This is a genomic window from Mesorhizobium sp. M0954 (assembly GCF_040319155.1).
GTDB lineage: Bacteria > Pseudomonadota > Alphaproteobacteria > Rhizobiales > Rhizobiaceae > Mesorhizobium.
In genome coordinates this window covers 18,415-32,315 of sequence record NZ_JAMYNR010000025.1, presented here as the reverse complement: position 1 = coordinate 32,315, position 13,901 = coordinate 18,415, and the positions used below count along the sequence as shown (strand labels likewise).

Here is a 13,901-nt window from a genome sequence, read left to right as displayed (position 1 = left end):
GAAGGGGGCTGTCGCGACCCTTGGCGCCTTTTCTGCGACGTTAAAGTTCGGCGAAAACTTCGGCGCATGGCTCTTTCTCCCCGTCTCTATACGGGGAGAAATGCCCGGCAGGGCAATGAGGGGCAGCGCCACCGCCATATTCCTATCCTTACGGCGCCTTGACCTCCATCATGCCGGTGGCGGTGCGGGCCGAATATTGCGGCCGGTACATGTCCTCGATCGTTGCCGCCGGGTGGGCATAGGTGCCCGGCGTCACCGCGCGCACGACGTAGGCGAGCGTGATGTTGCGGTCGCCGTCGCCGTCGTTGGGATTGAAAGCCGCGACGAAACGGTCGTCGCGGAATTCGAGATGAGCGGCATCGGTCTGCGCCAGCCAGGAGAAGTTCGTCAATTGGGCGCTGGAGACCAGGCCCGGATTGTCGATCTCGAAGCCGGCCGGCAACAGGTCGGTGATCAGCAGTCGCGAAGGCCAGGTGTTCTGCTCGTAAACCTTGAGCACGACGACATAGCGTTCGTTCTGCTTGACCTCCGTCACGTTGGCCTCTGTGCCGTCTAGCTTGTAGTAGGTACGGCTGATGGTAAAGCCGTTGCCGGCGGCCGGCAGAGGCTGGATCGGCGAGGCCACGGTGGTGACGACCGCCTGCAGCGGATTTCTGCCGGTGTTGACGATGGTCAGCGGACTGTCGGCCAGGTCGCCACCGGCGATCTGGTCCGCATAGCCGCCGGCATGCGGTGCGCCGTTGACGGTCAGTGCGATCGAATCATTGCCGGCCTTCAGCGCGCGGGCCGCAAGCAGCATCCAGGACTCGTCCTGTGTGCTGGTCCACCTGGCGTCGGCGCGTTCCCTGGTCACTAGTTGGATCAGCGCCGGCACGATGGTCGGCACCGGCTTGCTTTCCGCGGCAAGCGCCAGGATCGCCGCGCCGTCGCGCAGCGGCGAGCCATAGTCGGACCGGTAATAGTCATATTCGGGCGTCGACTTGGCCAGTTGCAGCGCGGCCTGGAAGGTTGCCTCCGAGCGCTGGGTGTCACCGTAGAGCGCGAGAGACGCCGCCAATTGGGCGACGGCCATCGGGCTGGTAAAGGCTTCGAGCTGGGTGTCGGCATAATAACGCAGATCGCCGACCGAGGCCTTCTTGTTGCGGGCAAGCACATAGAGCGCATAGGCGATCTCGCTGCCGCGATCCTGGACGTCCTGATCGTAGCCGATCGCGTTCTGCAGATTGCTCAGCGCCTGGTTCATCGCCAAAGCCGGCACGTCGTATCTCTGCTCGCGCGCCCGGGTCAGGAAATCGGTGACATAGGCGTCGAGCCACAGATCGCCGGAACCCGGACCCCACAGGCCGAAGCTGCCGGCCGATGCCTGGTAGCTCAGCACCTTGTAGATAGCGTCCTGGACGCGGCCATGCAGATCGGGGTCGCTGGCCATGCCGATGCCGGAAGCCATCTCGTTGACGTAGAGAAGCGGCATGGCGCGGCTGGTGGTCTGTTCGGCGCAACCATAGGGATAGCGGTCGAGCGTCATCAGCAGCGACGGTACATCGAAGGCAGCCGCCTGCGAAACGCCGACGCTGACCGAAGCGCCATCGAGCAGGCTTGCCGCCAGCAGTTCCTTGTCGACGCGCAGCGCGCCGCCATTGCCCTTGAGGTCGACGACCATGCGGGTGGTCACCGGCAGTTGCGCTGGGCGCACCGGCACATAGAGCGTCTGCTCGACAGCGGTGCCGTCGGCATGCGCAAGCTTGATGGTGATCGAGGCGTTGCCCGCGGTCCGCGCAATCAACGGCACGGTCAGCGTCTGCCGCTTGCCTTTGGCCAGCGTCAGCTTTTCAGGCAAGGCGGCACTGCCGGTAGACAGGTCGCCCGTCGTGTCGATGGTCAGCTTGTAGTCGCCAGCAGGGCCGTCGGTGTCGGCGACATCGAGCCGCATGACGGCGGAATCGCCGGGCGCCAGGAATCGCGGCAGGCCGGCGGTGATCACCACCGGATCGCGAACGATGACGTCGGACTGGGCATGGCCGACTGCTTCCTTTGTCCAGGCGACGGCCATGACGCGCACGGTGCCGTTGAACTGCGGTATGTCGAAGTCGATCCGCGCCTTGCCGTCGGAGTCGAGCTGGACCGGGCCGGAGAAGAAGGCGACCAGCTTTTCGGTCGGCGGACTGCCTTGCGATTGCATGTTGGCGCCGTCGCCGCCGGTGCGCAGCTTACCGGTTGTGCCCAGCGAGCCGTCGATCAGCCGGCCATAGATGTCGCGAACGTCGAGACCGAGCATGCGCTGGCCAAAGAACCAGTTCTCCGGATCCGGTACCTTGTAGTTGGTCAGGTTGAGGATGCCGACGTCGACGGCCGCGACCATGACATAGGCGTTGGTGCCGGGCTGCACGCCTGCTACGGCCACCGGGATCGACAGCTGCTGGCGCGGCATGGTCTTGTCCGGCGGCGCCAAGCTGACGGCAAGCTTCCGCGAGCCGGGATCGAGCTTCAGCCATTTGACGCCGATGGCGCGCGCCGGCATACGCGTCTCTTGCGCATCGCCCGGCCTGAACAGCGTTGCCGTGACGTAGGCGCCGGCACCCCAGTCGTCGCCGACCGGGATGTCGACGGTGCTGCCGCCGGCCGGCACGCTGGCGGTGACGGTCTTCAGGAGCTTGTCGGTGCCGATGGTGACGAGCAGCTCGCCGGCAAAGTGCGGCGACACTTTGAGCTTGGCCACTTCACCCGCCGCATAGGTATCCTTGTCGAGGGCGATCTCTAGGCCGTCGGGCGTTTCGGTGGTGGTGGAACTGACATACCAGCCGGCGTCGAACTCGTAGCTGGTGGCCGGGCCTTCCGGATCCGCTGTCTCGATCTCGAGCCGGTAGCGGCCCCAGTCGACCGGCAGCGACACCGTCGCCTCGCCATCGGCGCTCAGGTCGACCTGGCCGTTGGCCACCGCCTTGGTGAAGGTGACCGGCTCATAGTTCCAGGAGTTGCTCGAGCGGTACCACTGGTAGCTGCGCTCGACCTTGACCAGCGACCACTGCGCGCCCTTCAGCGCCTCACGCTTGCCGTCTGGGTCGACAGCGATCAGGCTGAACTTGGCCGTGCCGCCTTGCGGCACCTCGTCGTCGTCGAAATCCGGGCGGATGCCGATCATGTGGCCCTGCGGGCGGATGCCGATATTCAGCGAGCGCTCGACGGCACGGCCGCCGGTTTCACGCATCCTGACAGTGACCTTTGCATCGACCAGCTTGGTGGTGGATGGCAATTGATCGACGGAGACCGGGAAAGTCGCCTTGCCGTCCTCGCCGACCACCGGCAGGCCGGTGAAGGGCGTCACCGTCGGTTCAGCCGACTGTTCGTCGGCCAGACCGAAGGAATAGCCTTTGAAGCGGTCCCAATCGCGGGCGGTCGACAGCGTCAATTCGCCTTCGAGCGCGAGGCCCGCGGCCGGCGCGCCGTAGAGAAAGCGGCCGTCGACGGTAATGTTGGCGGTCTCGCCCTGGGCGATCTCCTGCTTGTCGGAGGACAGGTCGAACTCGATGCGGTCCGGCACGAAGTCCTCGACCAGGAACATCTGGCTGGCGACCGCCGCCTGCTTGGGATCGGTATGGATCGCCACCGTCCAGGTGCCGCGCATGGCGTTGGGTTCCAGCGGCAGGTCGACAGCGTGACCGCCGGCCGATGCGCCGTCGCTGACGATGCGGCGGTCCTCGACGCCGTCGGGCCGCGAGAAGATGAAGGTCAGCGGCAGGTTCTCGACCGCCTTGGCGGCACTGTCGCGGGCAAGGGCCGCGACATGGACATCTTCGCCGGCGCGGTAGATGCCGCGCTCGGTCCAGGCATAGACGTCGAGCGCGCCAGGTGCCGGCCGTCCGGCGACGCCACGGTCGGACAGGTCGAAGCCGGCGCGGCCCATATCGAGGAAGACGAAATCGTCGTCGCCCTGTTTGGCCATCAGCACGGCCGGCGCCATGCCGCTGTCGCCGCGCGTCAGGCCGGGATTGAACATCGCCCGCCCTTCCGCGTCGGTGGTCGCGGTGCCGAGGATTTCATTGTTCCTGGCCAGCAGCGTCAGCTCGGCGCCGGCGATCGGCTTGGCGGTTGCGAGCGAACGGGCAAAGACGTTCAGCCCATCCTGTCCGGTATAGGTCGACAGGCCGATATCGGAGACGACGAACCATTGCGTGGCGTGCGAATCATAGTCGTCGCTGCGATCGTTGACGGCTTGTGCGGTCAGCACATAGACGCCGGGCTTGCGCTTCGGCAAAGCCTCGTCGATTGGGAAGGAGGTGGTGACTTCCTTGTTGAGGTCGTTGGCGATGTCGAGCTGGCCTTGCCAGACCGGCTCGCCCATCTGTTCGGAGATGTTCGAAATGTCGTAGCCGTCAAGCTGGCGCAGGAACTGATATCCCGACAGAAGCTGGGCCAGCGAGCGGTCGCCGATGCGGAAGAGCTTCATTTGGGCGGCATTCATGTTGACGGTGACGACCGGTATACCGCGGCGTGCGCCGGCGGGCAGCACGAAGCTATCGCCGGTGAAGCGGGCCGAAGGCGCGCGGTCCTGCACGTAGATCGACAGAACCACCGGTGCCGCGGTGACCTCGCCAATGGCGGCCGGCAAGCCGGCGCGGAAGGTCACGTCATAATGTTGGCCGTGCTCGAGTCCTTCGACGCAGATCTGCTTGTCCTTGGCTTCGACGCCCTTGGGAGCGGCGTTGTCGACAGTAACGAACTGCGAGTAGTCGACGCCGGTCTTGACCAGTTCCTCGGAGAACTGCGCGCAGATGCGTGGCGCGCTGGTGTCGGCATCGACGGTATGATCGATGACGCGGAAGCCCTTGCGGGCCTTGAGATCCTGATAGGCGGCCCTGACTGCCGGCGAATTGACGAGAGCGAGGCTCGCCTCGTAGGCCTGCAGAGCCGGCCTGTAGAGATCGCGGCGATCAAGGCCGTCCCCGAGCAGCGCCAGCACGTCGGCGCGCGTCTTGGTGGTGCGCAGCAATTTGTAGGCGTTGAAGGCGGCGGAAGTGGCGTTCGCCGGCAGGGTCGACGGCTCCGAGCTGTTGGCGGTCGGATGGACGGCAAGCGTTTCGCGCGCCAGCTCGAGCCAGAGCTGGCCATCATAAGGCAACACCGAAACCGCCGCTTCGTATTTGTGCATGGCCGAGCGATGGTCGCCCGTCAGCGCCGACTGTTCGGCGGCGGCCCTCAGCGCGGTCAGCCCTTCTGTCGGCTTGGTGTAGGTCGGGCCAGTGAGCTTGTTGCGGTATTGCTGGGCCTGGTCGGCCATCCAGTTGGGGAAGAAGGCGAGTTCGGGTGGCGCGCCGATGTCGGGATCGCCATCGATGTTGACGACCTTGCCGGCGACGGCGCCACCGAAGGGTTTCAACGAATTGTAATCGGATTTAAGGAAGCACCATTTGGCCTTGAGGTTGTAGGTGAAGGCGCGGCAGGCCGGGTCGCCGAGGCAGGTGGTCTTGCACTGGTCGAGGCTGACATTCTGGTCGGATCTGAGATCGAAACCGAAATAGTCGGAATTGTCCGATGTCACCACCCGCCGGGCTTCGGCCGCTTGCGCGACACCGCTCCAGGCAAAAAAGAGAAGGAAAAGAATCGATAGACCACGAGCCGCGCGCATTGCCATAAACCCCTCCAGACAAGTGCTTACGTCCAGAAATCTTCAAGCTTCAGTCGCGCTTGTCAACATCGGGACGCGGCAGGATCCGCCTGCCAACCGTTTGCTTTCCGGCCGGTGACCGGTAGTAGCTCCATAGGACAGGGGATCACGCTTTCTTGCGGCGACGCAGAAGGTGTGAGTTCCAAGCCCTGTCTATTTCAGCAATTGGATTGTGGCCCCTTTACGAGTGCTTCAGAACTTCATTCCAATTTTAGGTTTGCGAGCTAGGCTAGGAGCGTAATGCCGGCGTATGAAAGGCAGATGTCGGGAGGAACCGCGCCACGGCGCGCGCTTTCGCGCGCCCTGCTTTTCGCATTGTTGTGCTCTACGGCACTTGTTGCCGAAACCGGAAGTGCGGCAGCCTTCGAGATTTTCGGCATCAAGCTGTGGGGATCCAAAGACGAAGATGCCGATATCGTCGACCCGCTGCGCTATGCGGTGACGATCGAGGCGCCGGACGCCGACAAGGATCTCGCCGAGAAGCTCGAAAACGCCTCGGCGCTGAAGGCCGACGAGGAACATCCGGTATCCGGTTCTCTCGGCCTACTGGCCAAGGCGCGCAGTGACCGTGAGCAACTTGTTGCCGCACTCTACACTGACGCCCGCTACGAGGGTGTCGTCACCATCACTATTCAGGGCAAGCCGCTCGACGATCTGCCGCCCGATGCCGAGTTTTCGGGTCCGCAGCCGATACCGGTGGTGATACGCATAGCAGCCGGGCCGAAATTCACGCTTGGCAACATCAGACTGGAAGGCGATGCGGCGGGGCTGGCAAGTGCCGATTTCGGTCTGATCGCCGGCGGTGACGCCAGTTCGGGCGCCGTGCTCAAGGCCGAGGCGGCGATCGTGCGGGCACTCAAGCAAGAAGGCAGGCCGCTGGCCAAGGTGACGGGCCGCGAGATCGTCGCCGAGCACGCCGGTTCGACGCTCGACGTGACGCTTGCCGTCGCGGCCGGCCCGGTCGCCGGCTATGGCGACACCACTGTCGAGGGCACGGAAAAGGTCGACCGCGACTTCACCGAATATATGACCGGCCTTAAGCGCGGTCGCCAATATTCGCCCGATGAGATCGACGATGCGCGCGACCGGCTGCTCGGGCTCGAGGTCTTCAACAGCGTGACGGTGAAGGAAGCCGACGCACTCGACGCCGAGGGCAACATCCCGATCGGTGTCCAGGTAAGCGAACGCAAGCCGCGCTATTTCGGCATTGGCGGCAGCTTCTCAAACACCGAAGGGCTGGGCCTCGAAGGCTATTGGGGGCATCGCAATCTGTTTGGCCGCGCCGAAAAGCTGCGCATCGACGGCAAGATCAGCGGCATCGGCAGCAACGACTTGACCCAGCTCAATTACAATGCCGGCGTCATGTTCGAAAAGCCGGGCGTGGTCGGGCCGGCGTCGAAATTCATTGCCAGCGTCAATACCGTGCTGGAACACCCCGACGCCTACGACCATTTCTCGGTCAAGGGCAGCACCGGCCTATCCTACGAATTGGACAAGAAGCAGACGGTTTCCGCGCAAGTCGCGCTGGATTATTCGAGGATCCACGACGCTTTCGGCAAGCACACCTATCTGATCGCCAGCATTCCACTGCAATATGTCTACGACAATCGCGACAGCAAGCTCAATCCGACCCGGGGCTTCAGGGTGCTGGCCTATGGTGAGCCGAGCTACGACATTTTGAGCGGGGCTGCGTTTGTCAAGCTGAAGGGCGAGGGGTCGGCCTACCAGTCACTCGATTCGGCCTCGAAATTCGTTTTCGCCGAACGTGTCGCCATCGGCTCCATCATCGGCGCCAGTCTTCAAGATGTTCCGGCAGATCGACGCTTCTACTCAGGCGGCGGCGGTTCGGTGCGCGGCTATGCCTATCAAGGCATCGGCCCGAAGGACAGCAATGGAGAACCGATCGGCGGGCTTTCCTTCTTTGAGACCTCGGTCGAGATGCGCATCGCCGTCACCGACAAGATCGGCGTCGTGCCGTTCGTCGATGCCGGCACGGTGTCGACCAGGCAGGTCCCCGATTTTTCGGACATGAAGGTCGGCGCGGGTGTAGGCTTGCGCTATCTGACGGCGTTCGGGCCGCTGCGCGTCGACGCGGCGGTGCCGCTCAACCGCGGCCCCGACGATCCTCATTTCGGCATTTATGCCGGCATCGGCCAGGCATTCTGATGGCAATATTCAGGCGCATCCTCCGTATCCTTTTTTACACGCTGCTCATCGTCGTGGCAGCGGCGGTGGGGGCGCTCGTCGTGCTGACCAAAACCGAGCGCGGCCGCGAAAAGCTTGCCGGCATCATCTCGACCATGGCCTCGACCGGCGACCGCAAGGTGACTGTCGTCGGCATCGACGGTATCTGGTCGGGCGCGCTGAGGGTCGATCATGTCGTTCTGGAGGATCGCGAAGGCGCCTGGATGGTGGCGCGCAACGTGGCCGTCGACTGGTCGCCGCTGGCACTCCTGTCGAAGAGCTTCAGCGCCGATCGCATTGGGGCCGAGCGTATCGAGTTGGCAAGGCTGCCGGTGGCCAATACACAGCCGAGCCAAAGCGGAGCGACGACGCTGCCGGTTTCCATCGACGTCAGGCAACTCGACCTTCCCGAAATCGCGCTCGGGCAGGCTCTGGCCGGCAGCGGTGTCGCCGAACTTGCAGCCAAGGGAGCGCTCAAGGCGGACGCCTCTCCATTGGCGATCGAGACCAACCTCAACATCGTTCGCCACGACGGCAAGCAAGGCACGGTCGACGCCAAAGCCCATTTCGCGCCGGCCGACAACAAGCTCGACCTCGACCTTAAGGCATCCGAGCCGGCCGGCGGCATCATCGCCAACCTGCTCAACCTGCCGGGCGCGCCGCCGGTCAACATTGTCGTTTCCGGCACCGGACCGCTCGCCAACTGGAATGGCATCGGGACCTTCGTTGTCGACGGCCGGATCGTCACCCAGCTTACCGGTCGCCATCAGCTCACCGACAAGGGTCATTATGTCGAGGCCAACGGCGATGGCGAATTCGAGCGCTTCCTGCCCGAAACCCTGAAACCGCTGTTTGCCGGCAAGACCACCTTCGACCTCGCCGGCACGGCGACCGCGGCCGGCGGCGTCGATGTCGAGCGCGCCAATATCGACAGCGGCGCCTTGCACGCGACCGCCGCCGGCATTGTCGATCCGAACGGCGCCAGCGACCTTTCGGTGAAGCTCGCCGCAAAGGGGCCGCCGATCGTGCTCAGCCTCGGCAGCGAGGCGCAACCGATAACCGTGGCAATCAAGGATGCCACGGCCCGCGCTTTCGGCGATGGCAAGGCGCCGATGATGGATATCGGCGCGTCGCTGGTCTCGGTGGTGGCGGGCGGCACGCGGGTGGACGACCTGATCGGGCAAGTGCATTCCGATGGTTTCGACATCCAGAACCGTAGCGGGCCGGTCACCATCAAGCTGACGGCGGCCGGCCTGAACACCGACGTCGCGACTTTGGCGCCGCTGATAACGGGCAGGGTCAGCGCCGGTCTCGCCGGCTCCGTCAGCAAGGAACAGATTGTCGTCGATAAAGGCACGCTACGCAGCGACGCGCTCAATGCGTCCGTAACAGCCACAGTGGCGCTTGCCGATCTGTCGATGACGCTCAAGATGAATGCCGACGCGGCTTCGACGGCGCTGCCGCCGCAAATCAGCTCGGTTCTCGGTGAGCGCGTGCAGTTTTCCGCAACCGCGACACGCGACCCGGACGGTGCGTTCGCCGCCAACGCATTGCAACTCACCTCCGGTACGCTTAGCGCCAGCGGCACCGCCAGTGTGCAAGGCACCGATATCCGAGCCGATATCAAGGGTACGCTGGGCGACGTGTCGGTGCTGTCGCCGCTGGTCGGCGCCAACGTCGGCGGCGCCGTCGGTTTCGGGCTTACCGCAAGCGGCGCGCGCAGCGCACCGGATTTCTCGGTTTCGGCCAACAGCGACAGCCTGACGGCGTCCGGCCATACGGTGAAGCAGATCAGGCTGAGCGCGAGCGGCAAGGCCGATATCGCCAGTCCCGCCGCCGATGTCTCGCTGACCGGCTCGGTCGACGACCAGCCGCTCGACCTCAAGGCATCGCTGGTCACAACCGACGGCAAGCGCTCCATCAATGGACTTGCCGTCTCGTTAGCCGACAACAAGGTCTCCGGCGACCTCGGGCTCGACGACAACCTGCTGCCGCTCGGCACGTTGACCCTCGATGCCGCCGATATTGCTCCGCTGGCCGCACTCACAGGCCAGTCGGTAGCCGGCGACGTGCGCGGCACCATCCGCTTTGCGAACGACAACGGAGCGCCGACGGTCGCGATCGATGCGACGAGCACCGTGATTTCGCGCGGCGAACTGGCGGCGAAGACAATCGCCGTCAACGCGCTGGTCGCCAATTATCTCAAAGCACCGGCAATCGCCGGCAAGATCAAGGCCGACACGATCACCTCCGGACCCACGGTGATCAGCGGCATCGATGTCGACCTGAAGCGCGATGGCGACTGGACCGGCTTTAGCGGCGGCGCCACGGTCGCCGGCATTCCGGCCAGCGCGTCCGGGCGGGTCAGGGTTGCGAACGGCACCACCAGCATCGAGCTTGCCTCGGGCGAGGCGGCCATCCGCGGCATCAAGGCAGTTGTCGCGCAGCCATCAGCGCTGACAATCGCCAATGGCAGGGTGAGCATAGAGAAATTGGCGCTCGGTGTCGGTGGTGGTTCGGTTGCCGTGTCGGGTACGGCTGGCCAGACGCTCGATCTCACTGCCACCTTGTCGGCGGTGCCGGCAGCGCTTGCCAATGATTTTTCACCGGGTCTCGATGCCGTGGGCGCGCTCAGCGGCACCGCGCAGGTCACCGGATCGTCGGCTGCCCCAGATATTCGCTTCACCGCCCGGCTCAGCGGCGCCGAAACCAGCCAGACCCGGCAGGCTGGGCTCGGGCCGCTGGATCTCGATGCGGCAGGCCGTTTCTCGTCGGCCAGCGGCCTGGCCATCGAGCAGGCGACGCTTGCCGGCGAGAAAATCTCCGGCAAGGCAGCCGGCACCCTCAATCCGAACGGTGCCAGCGATTTTTCGCTCGACCTGGCCTCTACCGGTCCGAGCCTGCCGTTGTCGCTTGGCAGCAAGGAGAGCCCGATCAAGCTCGAGCTGCAGGCGATATCGCTAACGGCGGCCGGGCAGGGCGCCCAGCCGAAGCTCGACATTTCCGCGACGCTGCCATCGGCCGCCACCAATCTAGCTATGATCGAGGGCATCACGCTTGCGCTGCACTCCGATCGCTTTGACGTGAAAGCCCGGAGCGGGCCGATCTCCGGCACCGTGATTGCCGAAAAAATCGGCCTCGACAATCCGTCTATCGCGCCGCTGATCGCCGGCAAGGTCACCGCCAAACTCGCCGGCAGCCTTGCCGCCGATGCCATCGTCATCGATAGCGGCACGGTGACCAGCGACGCGTTGAACAGCGGCTTCAACGGGCGGGTCTCGCTGGCCGACGGCGCCATCGACCTCAATGTCAAGGCGGACGCCGCCTCGGCGGCACTGCCGGGGGCGGTACGTGGCGTGCTCGCCGAGCGAACGCAATTCAGTGCCGCGCTGAAGCGGGACGCCAATGGCAATGTCACCGCCAATACTGTCAGGCTGTCGTCCGGTTCGCTGACGGCAGACGGCCAGGCGAGCCTTGCCGACAACAACAAGCTCAGCGCCGACGTCAAAGGCGCGCTAGGCGACGTCTCGCTGCTATCCAAGGACGCCAAAGGCGCCATCTCTTTCGCGCTGAATGCGCAAGGCGCCAGCACCGCGCCGGATCTGTCGCTGAGTGTCAACAGCGACAGGCTTTCGGTCGCGGCGCGCGAGATCACCGGTCTGAAGCTCACTGCCACCGGCAAGGCTGATGCCGCCAACCCGGCTGCGAATGTGCGACTCACCGGAAATGTCGGCGGCCAACCGCTGCAGGGCAGCGCCGTGCTGGCGACATCGGACGGCAAACGCGCCATCAACGGGCTTTTGCTGTCGCTCGGCAAGAACCGTATCTCCGGCGACCTGGCGCTCGACGATGCCTTCGTTCCGGCCGGCACCGTGGCGCTCGACCTGCCCGATATCGGTCCGCTTGCGGCCCTGGCACTGGAAAAGGCCGATGGCGATGTGCGCGGCACGATCGCCTTCTCCAAGGCGGGTACCGTGCCGCAAGTCGCCGTCAAGGCGACGACGGCCTCGATCTCGCGCGGCGATGTCTCGGCCAAGGCCGTGAGCATCGATGCGCTGATCGCCAACTATCTGGCGGCACCGGTGATCTCGGGCAAAATCCGTGCCGACAGCGTAACTTCCGGCGGAACGGCTATTCGGGGCGTCAACGTCGATCTCAAGCGCGACGGCGAATGGACCGGCTTTTCCGGTGGCGCCACCGTCAAGGATATTCCGCTGAGGGCGGCCGGCCGGGTCAAGGCGGTCAAGGGCACGACGACGGTCGAACTTGCCTCCGGCGAGGCGACCATCCGCGGCATCAAGGCGGCCATCGCCCAGGCCTCGACCATCAACATCGCCAATGGAGTGACCAGCCTCGACAGGCTGGTGCTCAACCTCGGCGGCGGCACGGCGACGGTCACGGGCAAGGCTGGGCAGGCGTTCGACCTCAACGCGACGCTGGCCCGCGTCCCGATCTCGATAGCCAACAGTTTTTCGCCGGGCCTCGATGCCGCCGGTTCCATCTCGGGCACGGTGAAGGTGACGGGCGCGCCGGCCAATCCGGCCGTTGCCTTCAAGATCGACGCCGCAGGCGTTCAGACGTCGCAGACCCGTGGTGCAGGTTTCGCCGGCATGGGCGTTTCATCCTCAGGTACGTATTCGGGCAACAGACTGACCTTCGACGCCAACATGAGCGATGCCGCCGGCCTCGGCCTCAAGGGCGGCGGCACGATGACGACATCAGGCGCGCCCACCCTTGATCTCAACTTTTCCGGCAAGGTGCCGTTCGCCTTCCTCACCAGGACACTCGCCGCGCAAGGCCTGTCCCTGAGCGGCACGGCCGACGTCGATGTGCAGGTGCGCGGCCCGGCGACGTCGCCGGTGATCTCAGGCACGGTCCACACGTCAGGCGCCCGCCTGCTCGACGCGCGCTCGGGGCTTGCGATCAACGATATCACTGCCGATGTCGCCATCGGTGGCGGCGTGGCCAGGATCAATCGCCTGACCGGCACGCTGTCGACGCGCGGCAGCCTTTCGGCCAGCGGCACCGTCGGCATCGATCCGGCTAAGGGTTTTCCGGCCGATCTGTCGATCAAGCTCGTCGACGGCCGCTATACCGACGGCAAGGTGGTCACCGCCAATCTCGGCGGCGACCTGACCGTCAAGGGACCGCTCACCTCCGCGCCGGTAATTTCCGGTACCGTCAACCTGGCCAAGACCGTCATCACCGTACCCGAAAAGCTGCCCGGCTCGCTGGCCGAGCTCAACGTCAAGCACAAGAATGCCCCGGCAGCCGTGCGTGCGCAGGACAAGGCGTTGCGCCCGGCCGCTGCAAGCAGCGGCGGTGGAGGTAGCGGCCTCAACCTCGACGTCACGGTCAACGCGCCGAGCCAGATCTTCATCCAGGGCAGGGGCGTCGACGCCGAGCTCGGCGGTTCGCTGCGGCTGACCGGTCCGGCATCGTCACCCCAGGCGGTCGGCACCTTCACCTTGCGGCGCGGGCGGCTGACGATCCTTGCCAAGCGGCTGACCTTCACCGAAGGCTCCGTCGGCTTTTCCGGCTCTCTGGTGCCCTACCTCAATCTTACGGCGCAATCGAAGACGACCAGCGCCACCGTGACCATCGTGGTGTCGGGCGAGGCGAACAACCCGAAATTCACCTTCTCCTCGGTACCCGCGTTGCCGGAGGACGAGGTGCTGGCGCAGCTGATCTTCGGCCGTTCGATGTCGAACCTGTCGCCGCTGCAGATCGCGCAGCTTGCCGAGGCTGCCGGACAACTAGCCGGCGTCGGCGGCTCGACCTCCCTGCTGCAGAACCTGCGCAGTGCGATTGGCGTCGACGATCTCGACGTGATCACCGACGAACAGGGCGGCACCGCCGTCTCGGCGGGCAAGTATCTCAACGACCGCACCTATGTGACGATCCAGAAGGGCGACAGGCCGGGCTCGGGCAAGGCAACCGTCGATCTCGACGTTGGACGCGGCGTCAAGCTGCGTGGCGAGGCAACCGACGCCGGCGAAGCAAAAGGCGGTGTTTTCTACGAACGGGAATATTGAAACCGGCCGTTCGCGCAGAA

General features: G+C 64.9%; 3 protein-coding genes. 2 read left to right on the top strand and 1 reads right to left on the bottom strand.

What is annotated here, in order from left to right; all coding sequences use genetic code 11:
* Positions 1-148: 148 nt before the first annotated feature.
* Complete coding sequence (locus tag NKH93_RS26210; protein WP_352973470.1) at positions 149-5,629, bottom strand: alpha-2-macroglobulin family protein; 5,481 nt, start codon at positions 5,627-5,629, stop codon at positions 149-151.
* Positions 5,630-5,902: 273 nt separating this feature from the next.
* Here NKH93_RS26210 and NKH93_RS26205 point away from each other — a divergent pair, with 273 nt between their 5' ends.
* Positions 5,903-7,828: an autotransporter assembly complex protein TamA gene (locus NKH93_RS26205; protein ID WP_352820318.1), complete on the top strand. Its 1,926-nt coding sequence runs from the start codon at positions 5,903-5,905 to the stop codon at positions 7,826-7,828.
* Positions 7,828-13,881 (top strand): translocation/assembly module TamB domain-containing protein, encoded by a 6,054-nt coding sequence (locus tag NKH93_RS26200; RefSeq protein WP_352973463.1) that lies wholly within the window; start codon positions 7,828-7,830, stop codon positions 13,879-13,881. The genes NKH93_RS26205 and NKH93_RS26200 overlap by 1 nt, the downstream gene beginning before the upstream one ends.
* Positions 13,882-13,901 lie beyond the last annotated feature (20 nt).